A 19,420-nucleotide genomic window follows, 5' to 3' on the forward strand; every position below is an offset into this window, starting at 1 on the left:
GTGGTGTTAAAAATGCAAGAACCTTGGTGGAAAAAATCGGTTGTCTATCAAATTTATCCTAAAAGCTTTTACGATACGACTGGCAACGGCGTGGGTGATATAGCTGGTATTATTGAAAAGCTAGATTATTTGAAAAAGCTTGGCGTAGACGTTGTGTGGTTAACGCCAATTTACAAATCGCCGCAGCGGGATAATGGATATGATATAAGTGATTATTTTGTTATTCAAGAAGAATACGGAACAATGGAGGACTTCGATCGTTTAATAACAGAAGCGCATAAGCGGGATCTTAAAATCATCATGGATATTGTCGTTAATCATACGTCAACTGAACATAAATGGTTTCAAGAAGCTAAAAAATCGAAAGATAACCCGTACAGAGATTTTTATATTTGGAAAGATCAAAAAGAAGATGGAAGTGCTCCGACGAATTGGGTTTCAAAATTTGGAGGTTCGGCGTGGGAGCATGATAAGCTGACAGAACAATCCTATCTGCATTTGTTTGATGTCACGCAAGCGGATTTGAACTGGGAAAATGAGCGTGTGCGCCGCAGCGTGTACGATATGATGACGTTTTGGTTTGAAAAAGGAGTAGATGGATTTCGTCTGGACGTTATTAACTTAATTTCAAAAGATCAGCGCTTTTTAGATGATGATGGTTCTATCGCGCCAGGAGATGGACGGAAATTTTATACCGACGGTCCTCGCGTTCACGAATATATGCGGGAAATGAATCAAGAAGTTTTTTCAAAATACGATAGCATGACCGTTGGGGAAATGTCGTCGACAACTGTTGACCACTGTATTCAATATTCTCATCCGGACCGGGGCGAGCTTAGCATGACGTTTAACTTTCATCATTTGAAAGTCGATTACCCAAACGGAGAAAAGTGGGCGCTAGCAGATTTTGATTTTATTAAATTAAAAGAGATTCTATCAACTTGGCAAACGGAGATGAATAAAGGAGGGGGATGGAATGCACTATTTTGGTGCAACCATGATCAGCCTCGCGTTGTTTCCCGCTATGGAAACGATGAACTCTATCATAATAAATCTGCCAAAATGCTCGCTGCAACGATTCATCTGATGCAGGGAACACCTTATATTTATCAAGGGGAAGAAATAGGTATGACAAACCCGAAGTTTTCTTCTATTGATGAATATAGAGATGTGGAGTCATTAAATGTGTATGAGATAAAACGTGCACAAGGAATGGACGAAAATGAAATTTTGGAGATTTTAAAACATAAATCAAGAGATAATTCCCGTACACCGGTGCAATGGAGCGATGAGCCAAATGCAGGTTTTACAAAAGGAAAGCCGTGGATTAATCCAGCCGATAACTACCGTGAAATTAATGTAGAAAAAGCGTTAGATGATGAAGATTCAATTTTTTATTTTTATCAAAAGCTTATTGCACTGCGCAAGCAGTATGAGATTATCACCTATGGAAACTATGAATTAATTCTTGGAGAAGACGAGCAGATTTTTGCTTATATCCGAAATGGAGCAGATGAAAAGCTGCTCGTGATAAACAATTTCTACGGGAGTGAAACAATTTTTCAACTGCCACAAAATCTAACTTTTGAAGGATATCATAGTGAAATATTGCTGTCTAACTACGAAGATTCATCAAAGGAATTAAAGCGAGTCTTGCTTCGGCCGTATGAATCGATCGTGTATCATTTAAAAAAATAGAGAAAAAAGTACAAAGAACGATGGGTGACAATCTATCGTTCTTTTTATACAATTGGGTATATATAGAAAGTGAAATAGGTGATGGCAATTGAAAGAAAATAAATTTATCAGCATTTACGAACAGTTAGTCGATAAAATTAAACGCGGTGACTGGCGTCCTAATACAAAACTTCCTTCCGAAAATGAGCTTGTTGAACAGTATCAAACGTCTCGTGAAACGATACGGAAAGCGTTAAATTTACTTTCACAAAATGGGTACATTCAAAAAATGAAAGGAAAAGGCTCATTTGTATTGGACGTATCACGCTTTGATTTTCCAGTATCAGGACTTGTTAGCTTTAAAGAAGTAGCGGAAAAGCTAGGACATACATCGACTACTATTGTAAAAGAGTTTGAATTAGTCAAGGCCGATCAAGATCTGTGCACACAGCTTGGGGCGACGAAAAAAGATCTCATATGGAAAGTAGTTCGAGCGCGTGAAATCGATGGAGAAAAAATTATTTTAGATAAAGATTTTTTTCATAAAAAGTATGTTCCTCACCTCACAAAAGATATATGCAAAGGCTCTATTTATGAATACTTAGAAAAAGATCTTGGGCTGAAAATCAGCTTTGCCAAAAAAGAAATTTCCGTTGACGAGCTGACGGACGAAGATAAGTGTTACTTAGATTTAAAAGACTATGAACATATTGTGGTAGTAAGAAACTATGTGTATTTAGAAGATGCAAGCCTTTTTCAATATACGGAATCACGTCATCGTCTTGATAAGTTTCGTTTTGTAGATTTCGCTCGCAGAGGTATATAATGGTTTACTGCCCATGAGTTTTGCCTTTTTGTACATGTTTACAAAAAAACTGCTTTGGTATAAAAAACAAAGCAGTTTTTTTATGGGGAAAATTGAAGAAACGTGATCCTTTTGACGATAAAATTTTAAAAAGGTTGAATTTTTCTTTGGAGTTTGTTTTAGTAGAACATAAGATTATTTTATATTTATATAATGTTATCCATACAGGATAGGGATTTATTGTTCTTTTTTTTATTAGATATATAAGAAATTGTTATTCAAAAACAATAATTTCATTAGTAATTCTAATGGATGTATCTAATTACAGCATTAAAGGGAGCTGCTCAAACAATACTAAGTAAAAAAGGAGGAGACGGAATGAGCCACGATTATCGACTTTATCCTCTTGGTGACAGCGGCATTGTCGTTTCATTTGGAGACGAAATTAATTTCGGCATACATAAACGTATTCAGCAATTTACTGAGGTGCTAGAGCAATCATTATGTAAGGGGATGATTGAATATGTGCCGGCTTTTACAACAGTTACAATCTATTATGACCCTTGGATAATGAGTGAAAAAGGAAGAAGAAATCCTTACACAGCAATATCTACATATATTGAAGAGCTGCTTTTCCGCCAGGAAGAAAAATCTGAAGCGGTCGCTAGACAAATTGAAATTCCGGTGTGCTACGGAGGAAAGTACGGCCCGGACTTAGAGAGGGTAGCTGCTTTTCATTCATTAACGCCTGATGAAGTTATCTCCATTCATACAAATGGAGAATATTTGGTGTATATGCTAGGCTTTGCTCCTGGTTTTCCTTACTTGGGTGGGATGAGCGAAGAAATTGCGACTCCAAGAAAAGAATCACCGAGAAACAGCATCCCAAAAGGGTCAGTTGGCATCGCAGGAATGCAAACCGGCGTGTACCCAATTGAGACACCTGGAGGATGGCAGTTGATTGGGCGTACTCCTCTTACACTATTTAACCCCAAAAAAGATTCGCCAAGCTTGCTTCAAGCAGGTGATCGTGTCCGATTTGTTTCTATCTCTGAAACGGAATATGAAGCCCAAAAGGAGGTGGACGAAGATGAGTATTAAAGTGATACGTCCCGGTTTATTAACAACGATTCAAGATACCGGCAGACATGGATATCAAAAGGACGGCATGATTGTCAGCGGAGCAATGGACAAAGTTGCTTTAAGGATTGCCAACTTATTAGTAGGAAATCAAGAAAATCAGCCGGTTATTGAAATTACGTTAATGGGACCAAAAATTGAATTTCAGCAAGATGCTTTGATTGCCCTGACGGGAGGGGATTTATCGCCAACTGTTAATGATGAAGCCGTAAAGATGTGGCGGCCTTTATATGTGAAAAAAGGGAGCGTGCTACAGTTTGGTGTTCCGACTTTAGGGTGCCGTTCTTATTTATCGGTTTCCGGTGCTTTTAATGTTCCTGCAGTTATGGGAAGTACATCTACTTCACTTCGCGCTCGGATAGGCGGGCTGCACGGTAGAGCACTACAGTCAGGGGACGAAGTATTAAGCCGCCCTCCTACAGAAACGGGGGAAGCAATTATAAAGAAACTGATGAAAAAGCAAACGGACCGCTCTTTTCAGCAGGCTTTTTGGACGATTCATCCTAAACTTCTTCCTTCATACGAGACGTCTATTATCCGCACGATGAAAGGTGCGGAATTTGATTGGTTTACAAAAGAAAGTCAACAACATTTTTTTAATCAAGAATTTGACGTTACCCCTCAATCTGACCGCATGGGCTATAGGCTAAAAGGGAAGAAATTAGTCCTTGGTCAAGAAAAAGGGCTGCTCTCTAGCGCTGTGACGTTCGGTACGATTCAAGTACCAAAAGAAGGACAGCCCATTGTTTTATTAGCAGATCATCAAACGACAGGAGGATATCCTAGAATCGGACAGGTAGCAACTGCAGATTTTTCAGCGCTGGCGCAAATTTCTCCAGGAAAAAAGGTTTCTTTTCAAGCAATTTCACTGGATCAAGCGCAGCATTTATATATGGAGCAGGAAAAGAAAATAAATCATATTAAAAGAGCACTTCGAATGAAAATATAAGGAGAGAAGAAGATGGCTACCGTTGATTTGAACTGTGACTTAGGGGAGAGCTTTGGGAACTATAGATTAGGAAATGATAAAGAAATTTTACGCTATGTAACGTCTGCAAACATTGCTTGTGGCTTTCATGCCAGAGATCCTTCGGTTATGAGAGAAACAGTAAAGCTGGCTTTGAGTGAAAATGTGGCGATTGGCGCGCACCCCGGATTGCAAGATTTAGCTGGATTTGGACGCAGATATATGAAAATTATGCCTCGAGAAGCTTATGATTTAATGGTGTATCAAATGGGGGCTCTTTCAGCTTTTATACGTGCAGAAGGAGGGACCCTTCATCATGTGAAACCTCATGGCGCTTTATATAATATGGCTGCAGGGGATCGAGACATAGCTAAAGCTATTGCTGAAGCTGTTTATAATGTTAGTCAGGAAGCTATTCTATATGGTTTGGCTGGAAGTGAATTGATTAAGGCTGGAAACGAAATGGGCTTGCGTACGTCTCAGGAAGTATTTGCAGATCGAACCTATCAACAGAACGGCATGCTGACGCCGAGAAACGTTGAAAACGCCGTGATTCAAGATGAAGAAGCGGCTATTTCTCAAGTAATTAAAATGGTCAAAGAAAAGAAAGTATTCACTGTGCAAAATGAAGAGATTCCCATTCAAGCAGATACCGTTTGTATTCATGGAGACGGTGCACATGCTGTTGAATTTGCCAAAGCTATTTGTGACAAGCTAAAAGAAGAACAAATCATTATTCAACCACAATGAGGTGACATCATGAAAAAAGAACGCAACTGGAGCGTGCTGCTCGGAGCAGCATTTTTAATGGCTACTTCAGCAGTGGGGCCAGGTTTTTTAACTCAAACAACGGTCTTTACACAAGCTCTCGCCGCAAGTTTTGGTTTTGTCATTTTACTGTCGATTTTATTAGACATTGGCGTTCAGCTAAACGTATGGCGTATTATTGCCGTTTCAGAAAAAAGAGCACAGGATATCGCTAACAATGTTTTGCCAGGCCTCGGCTTATTTATTGCTATTTTAATTGTAATTGGAGGCTTAGCATTTAATATTGGAAACGTAGGAGGAGCCGGTCTTGGCTTCAATGCGCTATTTGGTATTTCTCCTAAAGCGGGTGCAGTCATTACAGCCATCATTTCTATCGCAATTTTTTTAGTCAAAGAAGCGGGAAAATTAATGGATCGATTTGCTCAATTAATGGGCGGAATATTAATTATTTTAATGGTGTATGTGGCTATTTCGTCCGCTCCCCCAGTAGGAGAAGCAGTCTCTAAATCATTTTGGCCGGAGCACATTGATGTAATGGCGATTGTTACTCTTGTAGGAGGAACGGTAGGAGGATATATTACATTTGCAGGAGGTCACCGTTTATTAGATGCAGGAATTAAAGGAAAAGCCGCGATTCCTGAAGTAACAAGAGGAGCAGTATCTGGTATTACGATTGCTTCGATCATTCGAATTTTTCTATTTTTAGCGACATTAGGTGTGTTGAGTCAAGGGTTAAAACTGAATCCTGACAATCCACCAGCCTCTGTTTTTCAGTTAGCCGCAGGGGATATTGGCTATAAATTATTCGGCGTCGTCATGGCAGCAGCGGCTATCACTTCAGTTATTGGTTCAGCATATACATCGGTTTCCTTTATTAAATCCTTCAGCAAACGGATTGAGAAATATGAAAACTGGATTATCATTGCATTTATTACGATTTCAACCCTGGTTTTCTTGACGATTGGCCAGCCGGTCACTCTGCTTATTTTAGCTGGAGCATTAAACGGGTTAATCTTACCTATTACACTCGGAACAATGCTTATAGCGGCGTATAAAAAGAAGATAGTAGGCGATTACAAGCATCCGACTTGGCTTACCGTTTTTGGCGGTTTTGTGGTCGTTATTATGGCTGTGCTAGGAGTCTATACGCTTGTGACTCAAATGGCCAAACTGTGGTAAGGAATTCTATAACCAATTAAAAAAGGGCCTGCTGGCCCTTTTTTAATTGGTTATAGGCAATACATATAAAATGATTGCTAAAAAGTGGAGTACGGTTCCGCCAAGAACAAACATATGCCAAATCATATGATGAAAACGAAATCCTCGCCATACGTAAAAAACGGCCCCGATTGTATACAACACGCCTCCAACTACGAGAAGGACAATTCCTTGATGGGCAATGTTTTGAGTTAACGAATCCCAAGCAAACACAATCATCCATCCCATAAATACGTAAAGAATAGTGGAAATAAAAAGGAATTTCTTCACAAAAAAAGCTTTGAATACAATTCCTGCAAGAGCGATGCCCCATACAATTCCAAAAAGTGTCCAGCCGGTGGTTCCCTTTACTGCGATAAATAAAAATGGAGTGTACGTACCGGCAATAAACAAATAAATAGAAGAGTGGTCAAATATCTCAAAAAGATCTTTTACCTTACCTTCCGGAAAACTATGGACAAGCGTAGAGGAGACATAGAGAAGCAGCATGGTTACTCCGTAAATAGTAAAACTGATAACATGCCAAGGCGTTCCTTCTAACGAAGAAAGTACGATTAAAAGCGTTAATCCAACAATGCTGAGTACGGCTCCAACGCCGTGTGTAATCGCATTTGCAATTTCTTCTCCTCTTGTAAATGTGTGTGTAGTAGCCATTTACAAAATCCTTTCTTTACACAAATTTATCTTCTATTTTCTCAGAGGGTCAGGTTTGAATATACCTGCTGAGAAAAAATCCGTAACTGTCAAAAACATGAGTGAAAAGGTCATTGGTTATTTCTTTATTATAGACCATTCTTTTGATTTTATCTATTTTGACCGGAGGTCCGAAAAGAGGAAAGATGTATATGTGAATGTTCACTAGCTGTAAAAAACATGTATAGAAGAAAAAATGGCTTTTTGAAAAAATGGCAGAAAAGTTGTCATGAAGGCATGATTTTGAAATACATATAAAATAAAACTTTTAACAGTCAAGGTTACGATTACTGCTTAGCTCATTTGCAATAGATAAGTAACAAGATTGTAAGAAGGCAGGGGGATGGAAGCAGTGAAAAAAGAAGTTATTTTTGATGAAACAGGCACATACAAATATTCTCTATTATGCAAATGGAGTGAAGTAAACGAACGTAAACTTACGTTTATCTTGTCATTCCCAGAAAATACGTATGAATATAGCGACGATACAGCTGTATCCAAATGCATAGAACTGGCGCAAAAGTGGGGATTTGGAGTCTTAGAAATCGTTTATTTATTCAGCTATCAAACGGACCATGTTTCGTTTTTACGCATGCTTTCAAAAGAAGAAGCTGTTGGAACAAGAACAGGTGAATATATTCAAAAAGCAGTGGAAGATGCTGAACTGGTTGTGGTAGCTTGGGGTGATCATGGAAGCATTTATAACCGGCAAGAGGAAGTAGAACGCTTTTTGAAACACAAGCCGGTATACTGTTTTGGAAAAACGAAGCAGCAATTTCCTCGCCATATTTTATCCGTCGTGCACCGCACAGAATTACAAAAATACGAAATGCCGGCTAATCGTGAAGAGTCGGAAGAAGTTTCTTCATTTATTGAAGACATAGATCAAAGTTTTGGTGGAGAGGAGTATTCTCCAATTAAACAACTAACAGAAGAAGAACCGCTTATGTTTATTGAAGATATTGCCAGTATGTATCGGTAAAAAGAAGAAGCGAGGTTTATATTCCTCGCTTTTTCGTTAGTATAAAACACCAAGTTTTGTCATATGGTTGTATCAAGAAGCGTGTGTGAAGGGGGAACTTTATGAAGTTGAATGAAGTGTTGCACCGCATCACAACTATTTATAATGAGTTAGAAGAAGAGTGCTTTCAATATATAGGGGCTGTGATCAACGAAAATGCAGAGCTGGATATTTCTCGTCTAGAAGAATTAAGTACGCTGTTAAACTTTGTATATGAATGCTCACAGGATGTATTAGTAGGTTCTATTTTAACAAAATTGGATTATGGACAACCCATTTATCAATTTGCTATGTTAAAGCCTATTTCCCTTGAAGGAAATGAAGATAAGTTAGATATTTTATATGAAGAAAAGGTAAAAGTAGAAAGGGCTATTCTAGATGTGTATACAGCTCAGCGAAAGAAGTTATTGACTGAAGCAGCTGAAGACTTAAAAGAACTTCACTACGAGCTGCAGACATACGTGTATGCTTGCAACATATAAGTGAATCTGTTGAAATGGCAAGGCATATATACAAATAAAAGGGAACATGTTAGGATAAATAAAAAGAACTCCTAATCAAAGAGTTCTTTTTATTGTAAAATATATGATTTTTAACTAGTAAAGCATAAAGACGGTGGTAATGGCAGTTACCCTTTTCTTTGTGCTTTTTTTATCCGATTGTGTTGATGATGCTGCTTACTGCGTTAAAAAAGTTCATAAGTACCTCGTTTAGCATGCAATATGCCCCCTCTCTTACTCAATATGTACAATCAAATTATCCAATTGTGTTAATGATGCTGCTTACTGCGTTAAATAAGTTCATTAAAACGTCGTTGAACATGTTTGCAACCTCCTTTATGATAGATTCATATAGTAATACGAGAAAACATAAAGTTTGGATCACATTTTTTTAATGTTTTTTTAGAAAAATAGTTAAAAAAAGAGTTTAATGGAGGTTGAAGAAGATGAATTCGTTTACAAATGACGAAAAGCAAGCAGTATACAAAGCGATTTATGGAAGAAGAGATGTACGAACATTTTTGTCTGATGAGATTCCGAATGAAACGGTTTATAACATTCTGCAGGCTGCTCACAGCGGACCTTCCGTCGGGTTTATGCAGCCTTGGAATTTTATATTAGTATCTGATACAGAAGTGAAAAATAAACTTGCCTGGGCAGCAGATAAAGAGAGAAGAGCACTGGCTATTCATTATGAAGGTGAAAAGAAAGAAGATTTTTTAGAGCTAAAGATTCAAGGATTAAAAGAAGCGCCGTTAACTATTTGCGTAACGTGTGACCCAACAAGAGGGGGATCTCATGTTCTCGGAAGAAACTCAATTCCAGAAACTGATATGATGTCAACGGCGTGTGCGATTCAAAATATGTGGCTTGCTTCATATGCAGAAGGACTGGCAATGGGGTGGGTAAGTTTTTATAAGAAAAATGATGTACGTGACATTTTACATATTCCTCCTCATATTGATCCTGTAGCGCTTATGTCAATTGGCTATACAGATAAATATCCTGAGAAACCAATCTTAGAACAAGCAAACTGGGAAAAAAGAAGGGATTTAAACAAGCTAATTTATCATAATGTATGGGAAAATGAAAAAGAATAGCGGAGAGAAAATAAAGACATACTAAAAAGCGCCGAAATATAGTAAAATTTGAATATTAAATGATACACTATATATAGCGAAAGCGGATATGAGCGTCTAGCGTATCCGTTTTATTTATATGTATACAAATGACTTGGGAAAAAGAGAGATAGGAGAATTGAAGGTTTCATGAATATTGCAAGAAGTTGGCTTCACAACAAACTTACTGTTCGCATCATTACGCTTATTATCATTACAGTTTTACTTGTCAGCATTAGAAGTATGCTTCAGCTGCTGTTATTTACGTTTATTTTCACCTTTTTAATTGGTCGTCTTCAACAAACGTTAAGAAAAAAGCTTCCGCTTAATTCAACGCTTATACTCATCGTCATCTATATCGCACTGATTGGGGCGCTCGGTATTGTAGGATATGTATATATCCCGGTTATTATGACGCAAGTTACTGAGCTTGTACAGAAGCTGATGTATTTTTACAAACACCCCCCTGATAATACATTCGTCACCTATATTATCGATAATCTAAAGAGATTCAAATCACCAGAAAATATTCAGCAGAATATTGATTTAGTATACAGCTATTTATCTAATATTGGAAAAGTAAGTGCACAAGTTTTCTTAGCACTCTTGTTAAGCCTATTCTTTTTACTTGAAAAGTCGCGGATTCACCGGTTATTTGTCCAACTGGAACAATCTAGGCTGGGCTGGTTTTTCAAAGAAGCTGGCTATTTGGGGAGAAAATTTGTTAATTCCTTCGGCAAGGTAATAGAAGTTCAGTTTATTATCGCTTTTGTGAACAGCATTTTATCCGTTATTGCGCTGTGGGTGTTAGGGTTTCCTAATTTGCTTGCACTTGGCGTTATGGTCTTTCTACTAGGGCTAGTGCCGGTTCTTGGGGTATTTGTTTCACTCATTCCACTTTGTACAATCGCTTACAGTTTAGGAGGCGGTGTAAAAGTACTATCTGTGTTAATTATGGTGGTAGTGCTTCACGCACTTGAAAGCTATGTATTAAATCCAAAGCTCATGTCATCTAAAACAAACTTGCCAACGTTCATTACGTTTATCATTTTAGTGTTTGGTGAACACTTCTTGGGCGTATGGGGGCTAATTCTTGGTATTCCAATTTTTATTTTCTTTTTAGATTTGGTAGGCGTAGATTCAGCACAGCAACTGTCAAAAAAAGAAACCTCCGCAGACTAGTCTGCAGAGGTTTCTTTTTTTAAGCAGCGTATCGTTTTTTGAATAGTAGGATGATCGCGATGCTTAAGTTTATAAGCAAGAAAGATCTGATTTTTTACTGCTAAATGTTCAAGTTCGATTTTTACTTTTTTTTCTCGAAGCGCTTCTTGAATTAAATAGCGGGGAAGCAGGCTGATTCCCATGTGATGCTGAATGGCTTTTAACACCGTTTGAAGATTTGGAATCACGTGATGAGGCTGAATTTCAGGTCGTTTTTTAAAATGCTGCCGCCAAAAACGTCTAATAATAGGAAGTTCAAGACCATAGCTAATCCACCGCTGGTTGTATAAAAACTCTTCTATGTCTTTACTAGCTGTCATTTCAAAAGAAGGAGGGACGGTTAAGACAAACTCTTCTTCTTCAATGACCGTATATTCAATTCCAGGTATTTGCAATCTTTGGGTTGTAATCGCAATATCAATTTCGTCGCTTTGTATCTTTTCAAGCAAAACAGAAGCAATACCAAACTGGCTGTAGCAGCGGATGCCTGCATCTTTTATTCTTTCTAAAGCTTGTTCGGTAAAATACTCTACGGGAGAACCAATTTTTACGACCGGCAGCGCGTCGGGAGATGAAGCGGTCATTTTTAATTCAATTGAAGCAGCTTCTAGACTTTCAATTAACGGGACAATACGCGTGTACAGTTCTTTACCTTTTTCTGTTGGAATCATTTTTCTCGGTGCACGGATAAATAAACCTTCCCCTATTTCAGCTTCTAAAGCAGCTAAGTGCTGACTCATGGCCGGCTGCGTTAAGATCCTCGCTCTGGCTGCTTCAGAAACGGATCGGTATTTGTAAATGCTAATAAAGCTGCGATACCATTCAAAATCAATCATTTATGCTATCCTTTCTTATAAATTTATTTATGCATATCTATTTATTTTCTAATTTGTATTATAGACAAGCTCCCTTTAAAATAAAAATAGTAAGCAAATCATTTTTAGATAAAATAATAAAAGCAACGCTACAACGCTAGGAAAATGATTTAAAAAGGAGAGTTAGACTGTGAAAGCATTATTATTGCAAGATAAAAATAAATGGACAGAAATGAAAGTAGAAGAAATAGAAAAACCTCTTCCAAATAAAGGGGAAGTAGTAGTTGAAGTTCACGCAGTAGGACTTAATCCCGTAGATTATAAAACGGCTACTAATGGAAATCCTCATTGGACATATCCTCACATTCTAGGTTTAGATGTAGCTGGGACAATTGATGAAGTTGGAGAAGGAGTAGTTGATTGGAAAAAAGGAGACCGCGTTGTCTATCACGGGGACTTTATGAAAAAAGGCGGATATGCTGAATATGCGGTTACAACTGCTCATTCAATTTCGCGCATTCCTGATGCTGTTACATTTGAAGAAGCTGCTGCTTTGCCTACGGCAGGTTACACAGCGTATGAAGCACTATTTCGTAAACTTCCAATGAACCATATTCAAACAATCTTAATTCATGGAGGAGCTGGAGGCGTAGGAGGCTTTGGTGTGCAGCTTGCTAAAAACGCTGGAAAAACCGTTTTCTCAACAGCTTCAGCACATAATCATGAGTATGTGAAGTCGTTAGGAGCTGATTATGTAATTGATTATCGCGAGGAAAACGTCGCGGAAAAAGTATTGGAGCTGACAAATGGCCGCGGCGTAGATGCTGTGCTTGACACGGTGAGCGCAAAGAACGCAACGGATTCTTTAGATATGATTGCCTATAGAGGACATTTAGCACATATTGCTGGTGCACCTGATTATACAAAAGTAAAGCCTTTTACAAAGGTGATTTCTTATCATGAAGTAGCTTTAAATGCTGCACACCACATTGATGACATGATTGCGCAAGCGGATTTAGCAAAAATGGGCGATGAGCTTTTAGCATTAGTAGCAGAGAAGAAAGTAGCTCCGATGATTGAGCGCATCATCTCGTTAAAAGAAGTGCCAAGTGCATTAGAAGAGCTTTCAAAACGCCATGTGAAAGGGAAAATCATTGCTAAAGTTAAATAATAGCAGAAAAAAACTCTTTTATTATATAACTAATAAAAGAGTTTTTTTCTGCTATTTTCTTTTTTTGCGTTACTTCACTTATGAACTGCATATGATAGAAGATAATCGAATATATCAAACGGGTGCGTATGAGCTTTTTTTACTAGTAAAATTGCTTTGAAATCGTGAAATTTTGAATAGTTTGAGTTATGATGAAAGAACGTGAAATTTGTATGATTGAAAGGAGAAAAAAGGTGCAAGGGTTTATTGATTTTGTACAAAATTTAGGCATAGTGGGCATCTTTATTGCTACAGCAATCGAAGCTGCGGCAATTCCTTTTCCGTGTACGTTATCGATTTTGCTTATTGGCTCGGTGCTGCAGCTCTCAATATGGAAAATCCTTATTGTTTCAGCTGTTAATACCGTTATTTATATTGCATTCAACTATATTCCGTTCGTTATGGGATACAGGTTTGAATCTATTACCAAGCGCTGGTTTGGTGAAAAAAATATAAAACGTGCCCAAAAATGGTTTCATAAATATGGAAAATGGAGTATTACGATTTCCCGTCCCATCAGTATCGCAAACTATATAACCTATTTGGCAGGTCTTAGTAAAATCAAATCTAGGGACTTTGTTTTATACAGCACCTTAGGCATTTTTCCGTGGTTTGTTTTTTTGCTCTATGTAGGAGGACTTGGAGATATTGAAAAAATCCAAAAATATTTGCATGATGTTGATCGTTTAATATTTGTTATTCTCGTAATCGGAGTGATAGTTGGTGCAGGCTGGTGGATGAAAAAGAGAAAAAATACATAAAAAAGGATCTGCCTAAATAAGCACTGCCTTAAAATAAGAGAGTTTTTAAATTGAGGTTTTCATAATTCAAAAGAGCCGCCTCTGAGCCGAGTTTTCGACTTAGAGGCGGCTCTTTTATTCAACTACGAAGAGCCCGCCAGCTTCTATAAGACGTAATATTCTCCGCATCTTCTGTCGCATGAGCTTCACAAAGAAAACCCGCTACTTCACTGCCGTCTTCAAGAGTGATTTTGCCTAGTCCGAGAGGAGAAGGGATAGAATCGGCAAAAGAGCCGAGTAGTGATAAAGGCATTTCCCAAAGTTCAACTTCAATTTTTTCTCCTTGTTGATGTGTTCGCAACAGCCCCGGTTTTGCTGGAGAAGTAGGCAGTTTAAAAAGCTGGTAATAAGGAGCGGTTCGGTCTTTTCGTACGAATGAAGCTCCGTGTTCACGCATTTGAGATTCAAGTGGAAACCCGCGCATATGCAAACCGCAAACAGCTACTAATGTTGTATCTTTTTTTGAGCCAACGGTTCGTTCACCATTTAAAAACAATTCGCTGAGTCCGCAAATGAATTGTTCGCCGTCAAATGTAGAGAAAAATGAAATGCCAAACGGTAAATCAAGATCCGCATCTTGAGATGGAAGAGAGACGGCACACAAGTCGAGTAAGTTACAATGATTTGTAAAACGCCCCATGTCACTGTTTGTTTCAATTGGATTTTCTCTTACTTGTTCCCGCGTCCACGTTCCGCCTGCTGTCGGCATAACAAGAACAGCATTTTTAAGCTGATGATATGCTTTATGTTTAAAGGATTGAAGCTTATGTGAAGCTTGAAATAAAGCAGCAGCATCATATTCTGATTTAGCTCCTGAACGAAGCACTTGCTCGGTTACAGGAAAAGCTGTTTCTTCATGAGAAGTGATAAATTCTCCTAAGTCAGCCCAGCGCTCTGCTACGTAAGGGCCGTCATATAATAAAGCAGCTGCTTCACTTAAATACGAGCCGTCCATGTATTCGATAGGAATAGATAAACCTTCAATCTTTTTCACAGCTTGTTTCCATGCTTTTTCGTACTGCTCAGCAAACGGCCCGTAAAACGAAAGCGGTTCTTTTACCATATAAATTTTTTCAGGAAGCGCCGAAGAAGCCCGAACAACAGAGCGTGACCATGGGTCTCGATCGTCTACTCCTCTAATAATGGAATCTACGAGCAGTACGTCACTCCATTCATGAGCAAAAGCAGTGACGCAGTCTAAGCTTTTACATGCCGGAACTACACCTGCAGATGGCCAAGCTCCAAGGGAAGGTTTGTAGCCGACTAGGCGATTTAAACCAGCTGGAACCCGCCCTGAACCTGCTGTATCGGTGCCTAAAGAAAAAGCAGCATGCCCCCGAGCTACGGATACAGCTGATCCTGAGCTCGATCCGCCGCTAATGAGCTCTTGCTTTAACGCATTCTGCGTTTCGCCATACGGGCTTCGTGTCCCGACCAGTCCTGTAGCAAATTGGTCCAGGTTGGTCTTTCCAAGAGGAATAGCACCTGCATCGATAAGGCGTTGCACAACCGTAGCATGTGCAGAAGGGATATACGTATATTCTTTACATCCGGCTGTCGTTGGTACATGTGCTATATCAATATTATCTTTAACGGCGAATGGAATTCCCCATAAAGGTAACGCTTCAGGGCTTAGGGTAGCTAAGCGATCGAGATAAGGTTTTAACTCACCGAGTGTAGGAGGGGTAATCCAAATGTTCATATCTTTGTCAGCTTCTACACGCGTAAGAATTTGATGTACTACATCTTCCGGAGTTAATTCTTTTTTGATATACATATCACGTAACCATTGAACCGAAAATGTTTTAGGCAAACTAACTGTTTTCATTGTATCCACCGTCCTTAATGAGTAATTGGAGAAAAGGCTTTTATACCGGCAATCAGCTGTCCAGCCTGTACTTCATCGCCGGGTTTTACATGAATAGAACTGATATATCCATCCATAGGTGCTAGCTGTGGAAACTCCATTTTCATGCTTTCTTCGATAATTAACGTATCGCCTTTTTTAACTTTTTGTCCTTCTTCAACAAGAACTTTCCATACGCTTCCCGGCATTGTACAGCGGGCGGCTTCCGTACCTTCAGGCAGCTCTTGTTCCGTAATTTCAGCTGTTTCATGTTCAGAGACGTACTCAGCTAAGCCGAGTGCTTTCCAATCTTCTCGTTCTGTTTGAAAAGCAGCCTGCTGGGTTTGACGAAAAGCAGCCGTGCTTTCTTCAATAGATGAAAGAAAATCTAAATATTCTCCAAGTTTAAACGTTGTCTCCGTAATATCTGCTTCAAATCTCCCGCGAAGAAAATCTTCGCGCAGTTTTAAAAGCTCATCTGCTTCTACTGGGTAAAATTGAATTTGATCAAAGAAACGAAGAAGCCACGGTTTTCCTGCTTCAAAACTTTCCGTTTGACGAAGTCGGTTCCACATTTGAATCGTGCGTCCCACAAATTGATAGCCCCCAGGACCTTCCATTCCGTATACGCACATATACGCACCGCCAATACCAACTGCATTTTCAGGCGTCCATGTACGAGCGGGATTATATTTCGTTGTCACTAAACGGTGACGAGGGTCTAGAGGCGTAGCAACAGGCGCGCCTAAATATACATCTCCAAGCCCCATTACAAGATAATTAGCGTCAAATACAACTCGTTTCACATCTTCAATGTGATCCAGACCGTTTACTCGGCGAATAAACTCTAGATTGCTTGGACACCAGGGGGCATCTGGACGAACGTTTTGCTGATAGCGTTCAATAGCCAATTGAGTCGCAGGATCATCCCATGAAAGCGGAAGTTTTACAATGCGAGACGGAACTTCCATTTCTTCAAGAGGAGGAAGCGCGCGATCAATAGCTGAAATGTGCTGACACAGTTCAAGAATAGACATCTTTGTTGCATCAATATGAATTTGAAGAGAACGGATACCAGGCGTTAAATCTAGAACTGGTAAATCCTTATGCTTTTGAATAGCTTCCATTAAAGCATGCACTTGGAAGCGAAGCAGCAGATCAAGCTCCATTTCTCCGTACTCCACAAGTATATTTGCATCGCCTGAGCAGCGGACGGAAAATGGGAAGCGTCTATTTTCCGTTTCGTTAATCAGCAGCGGATAATCGCTTTTGAGCGGCTGTGCTACTGGATTTGTAAGCACAGGAAGTGATGCAGATGTTCCGATATGCTGTAAAAAGTCTTCCTGCGTACATTTCAGTTTTTCAGCTTGTTCAAGGTCAATTAATTTAAACGAAATTTTATCTCCGGGATGAAGCTGTCCTATTTTCCAAAACTCTGCTGAAGCAGTCGTAACAGGGCAAACAAAGCCGCCAAGGCTCGGGCCGTCTGGGCCAAGTAAAATAGGCATATCTCCCGTTAAGTCTAAGGTGCCGATGGCATAGGCGTTGTCATGAATATTTGATGGATGCAAACCGGCTTCTCCTCCATCTTCACGGGTCCAAAAAGGAGCGGGACCTATTAACCTAACGCCTGTTCTAGAGCTGTTAAAATGAACTTCCCATTTTGTATCTGTTAGCTGCTGTAAGTACTCTGGCTGTAAAAATTCTTCTGTACAATGAGGTCCTGGAATTACTCCGATTGTCCATTCTTTAGTCATGGCTGGCTGGTAGGAAAGGGCAAGTTCATTTTCAACGTGAGAGTGGTCAGAGACACGGAGTACATCTCCAGTACGAAGTGCTCTTCCGCCGTGTCCTCCGAAGCTTCCTAGTGTAAAAGTAGAAGAACTGCCTAATATTTTAGGCATATCAAGTCCGCCGCCAATCAGTAAATACGTACGCATTCCTTCGGTTGCTTCATTAAATGAAAGAATTTGTCCCGGCTTTGCTCTAATGGTCTTATACATAGGAATTTCAGCGCCGTCTAATGTAGCATGCATGTTGGCACCCGTAATGCAAAAAGATACATTGTCTCTAAATTTATAAGAGCCGCCTCGGAGAGTCATTTCAATCCCTGGTGCATCTGGGGAGTTTCCGAGAAGTTTGTTTCCTATGCGAAAAGCAAAAGGATCCATTGGACCGGACGGAGGAACCCCTACGTTCCAGTGCCCGGTGCGCCCCGGGTAATCTTGAACAGTGGACTGAACGCCTCCGTCTAATACTTCGAGTGCTTGTTCGCTTGGATTATATGAGTTAAGCATTTGAGTATACACGTCGCCTGTTTTGCACGCTTTTTCTTCTAACAGTCCCTGCAAGTATTGAAGATTAGTAGTAACGCCGTATAATCTTGTCTCTTTTAAAGCAGCGCTCAATTTTAGAAGAGCTTCTTCTCGTGTTTTTCCATGAACGATAATTTTAGCGAGCATAGGATCATAAAGTGATGTTACAGTAATACCGTCCCGTACCCACGTTTCAACTCGAGCACTTTTAGAGAAAATTGCTTGGTCAATTTGCCCGCCGCTGGGACGAAAATCATTTAAGCAATCTTCTGCATAAATACGAGCTTGGATACTGTGACCTGAAGGCACGGGAAGCAAAGAAGGAAGATTTACTAGCTCATCGCATGCTTCTTTAAGCATCCATTCTACTAAATCAGCGTTTAACACTTCTTCTGTAACGCCGTGCTCTACTTGAAGACGAGTATTTACTTCTAAAAAATAAAATTTCTCTGCTTCAGCGTCATAAAGAAACTCTACCGTTCCTGCGCTTCGATATCCGACTTCTTTAGCTAGTCGTGTAGCTGCTTGCAGCATATTTTCCCGTATATATGAAGGGAAGTTTGGAGCTGGGCTTTCTTCAATTACTTTTTGATTTCTTCGTTGAATAGAGCAGTCGCGTTCTCCTAAAGCCACTACTTCTCCAAAAGAATTCCCGAAGATTTGAACTTCTACATGGCGAGCTTTTTGAATATATTTCTCTAAAAAAACACCGCTGTTTTTAAAGTTTGTTTGTGCTAAATGGCAAACTGAGTCAAAAGCTGCTTGAAGCGCTTTTTCATCTTGGCAAACACGCATTCCAATTCCACCGCCGCCAGCTGTACTTTTTAACATAACGGGATAGCCAATCTCTTCAGCAGCACGTACAGCTTCTGATACATCTGTAATAAGAGGTGTACCGGGCAGCAAAGGCACGTCGGCTTTTTGCGCAATTTCCCGAGCTGAATGTTTTAATCCGAATATTTCCATTTGTTGAGGTGTAGGACCAATAAATACAATTCCTTCAGCCTGACAGCGACGAGCAAATTCCGCGTTTTCACTTAAAAAACCGTAGCCTGGATGAATAGCTTCCGCGCCTGTTTTCTTTGCAATATCTAGAATAAGGTCTTCGTTTAAATAACTTTCTTTGACCAGGCCGCTGCCAATCAAAATGGCTTCATCTGCTTCATCAACGTGCAGGCTGTCTTGATCAGCTTCTGTATAAACAGCTACAGATTTCACTCCTAAATGTCGTAATGTTCGCTCAACTCTAACGGCAATTGCTCCTCGGTTCGCAATTAATACTTTTGTAAACATAGATGAACACTCC

The 19,420-nt window shown here is 39.5% G+C and carries 16 protein-coding genes; 12 read left to right on the plus strand and 4 right to left on the minus strand.

What is annotated here, in order from left to right; all coding sequences use genetic code 11:
* Nucleotides 1-12: 12 nt before the first annotated feature.
* From treC to AC1D0Y_RS07285, 6 genes are all read left to right on the plus strand, one after another.
* A complete protein-coding gene (gene treC / locus AC1D0Y_RS07260; RefSeq protein WP_477707413.1) occupies nt 13-1,698 on the plus strand; it encodes an alpha,alpha-phosphotrehalase in 1,686 nt (561 codons plus the stop codon).
* Nucleotides 1,699-1,786: 88 nt separating this feature from the next.
* Nucleotides 1,787-2,503, plus strand: coding sequence for a trehalose operon repressor (gene treR, locus AC1D0Y_RS07265; RefSeq protein WP_013055666.1), 717 nt, complete (start codon nt 1,787-1,789; stop codon nt 2,501-2,503).
* Nucleotides 2,504-2,860: 357 nt separating this feature from the next.
* On the plus strand, nt 2,861-3,583 hold the full coding sequence (gene pxpB, locus AC1D0Y_RS07270; protein WP_028407662.1) for a 5-oxoprolinase subunit PxpB: 723 nt from the start codon (nt 2,861-2,863) through the stop codon (nt 3,581-3,583).
* Nucleotides 3,573-4,571 (plus strand): 5-oxoprolinase subunit C family protein, encoded by a 999-nt coding sequence (locus AC1D0Y_RS07275; RefSeq protein ID WP_477707414.1) that lies wholly within the window; start codon nt 3,573-3,575, stop codon nt 4,569-4,571. The genes pxpB and AC1D0Y_RS07275 overlap by 11 nt, the downstream gene beginning before the upstream one ends.
* 12 nt (nt 4,572-4,583) lie before the next feature.
* A complete protein-coding gene (locus AC1D0Y_RS07280) occupies nt 4,584-5,339 on the plus strand; it encodes a LamB/YcsF family protein (protein ID WP_477707415.1) in 756 nt (251 codons plus the stop codon).
* A gap of 9 nt (nt 5,340-5,348) precedes the next feature.
* Entirely contained in the window at nt 5,349-6,536 is a 1,188-nt protein-coding gene (locus tag AC1D0Y_RS07285) for an NRAMP family divalent metal transporter (RefSeq protein WP_028407665.1), read from the plus strand.
* A 42-nt stretch (nt 6,537-6,578) separates the two neighbouring features.
* Here AC1D0Y_RS07285 and trhA read toward each other — a convergent pair whose 3' ends face one another.
* The gene (trhA, locus tag AC1D0Y_RS07290; protein WP_013055671.1) at nt 6,579-7,229 is read right to left on the minus strand and encodes a PAQR family membrane homeostasis protein TrhA; all 651 of its coding nucleotides are present in this window, start codon (nt 7,227-7,229) and stop codon (nt 6,579-6,581) included.
* Between the two features lie 382 nt (nt 7,230-7,611).
* Between trhA and AC1D0Y_RS07295 the strand changes: the two genes are divergently transcribed.
* The 4 genes from AC1D0Y_RS07295 to AC1D0Y_RS07310 all read left to right on the plus strand — a co-directional run bounded on the left by AC1D0Y_RS07295 (nt 7,612) and on the right by AC1D0Y_RS07310 (nt 11,089).
* Nucleotides 7,612-8,250, plus strand: a complete 639-nt coding sequence (locus AC1D0Y_RS07295) for a DUF1643 domain-containing protein (RefSeq protein ID WP_225049547.1) — start codon at nt 7,612-7,614, stop codon at nt 8,248-8,250.
* Between the two features lie 101 nt (nt 8,251-8,351).
* The gene (locus tag AC1D0Y_RS07300) at nt 8,352-8,771 is read left to right on the plus strand and encodes a hypothetical protein (RefSeq protein WP_028407667.1); all 420 of its coding nucleotides are present in this window, start codon (nt 8,352-8,354) and stop codon (nt 8,769-8,771) included.
* Nucleotides 8,772-9,235: 464 nt separating this feature from the next.
* Nucleotides 9,236-9,889 carry a 5,6-dimethylbenzimidazole synthase gene (gene bluB, locus AC1D0Y_RS07305; protein WP_028407668.1) on the plus strand — a complete coding sequence of 218 codons (654 nt, stop codon included), beginning with the start codon at nt 9,236-9,238 and terminating at the stop codon, nt 9,887-9,889.
* A 168-nt stretch (nt 9,890-10,057) separates the two neighbouring features.
* A complete protein-coding gene (locus AC1D0Y_RS07310) occupies nt 10,058-11,089 on the plus strand; it encodes an AI-2E family transporter (RefSeq protein WP_060746020.1) in 1,032 nt (343 codons plus the stop codon).
* Here the strand turns inward: AC1D0Y_RS07310 and AC1D0Y_RS07315 are convergent.
* Nucleotides 11,086-11,964 carry a LysR family transcriptional regulator gene (locus AC1D0Y_RS07315; RefSeq protein ID WP_060746019.1) on the minus strand — a complete coding sequence of 293 codons (879 nt, stop codon included), beginning with the start codon at nt 11,962-11,964 and terminating at the stop codon, nt 11,086-11,088. The genes AC1D0Y_RS07310 and AC1D0Y_RS07315 overlap by 4 nt on opposite strands.
* Before the next feature lie 169 nt (nt 11,965-12,133).
* On the opposite strand from AC1D0Y_RS07315, the gene AC1D0Y_RS07320 reads away from it, so the two are divergent.
* Together AC1D0Y_RS07320 and AC1D0Y_RS07325 are read left to right on the plus strand one after the other, a co-directional pair.
* On the plus strand, nt 12,134-13,114 hold the full coding sequence (locus tag AC1D0Y_RS07320; RefSeq protein WP_060746018.1) for a zinc-binding dehydrogenase: 981 nt from the start codon (nt 12,134-12,136) through the stop codon (nt 13,112-13,114).
* Between the two features lie 233 nt (nt 13,115-13,347).
* The gene (locus AC1D0Y_RS07325) at nt 13,348-13,914 is read left to right on the plus strand and encodes a DedA family protein (protein WP_225049548.1); all 567 of its coding nucleotides are present in this window, start codon (nt 13,348-13,350) and stop codon (nt 13,912-13,914) included.
* 118 nt (nt 13,915-14,032) lie between these two features.
* Here the strand turns inward: AC1D0Y_RS07325 and atzF are convergent, their stop codons facing one another.
* Nucleotides 14,033-15,781, minus strand: a complete 1,749-nt coding sequence (atzF, locus tag AC1D0Y_RS07330; RefSeq protein WP_060746598.1) for an allophanate hydrolase — start codon at nt 15,779-15,781, stop codon at nt 14,033-14,035.
* 14 nt (nt 15,782-15,795) lie between these two features.
* Entirely contained in the window at nt 15,796-19,407 is a 3,612-nt protein-coding gene (gene uca / locus AC1D0Y_RS07335; protein ID WP_060746597.1) for an urea carboxylase, read from the minus strand.
* Nucleotides 19,408-19,420: the final 13 nt, after the last annotated feature.

The organism is Priestia sp. P1_B12_1 (assembly GCF_056406695.1).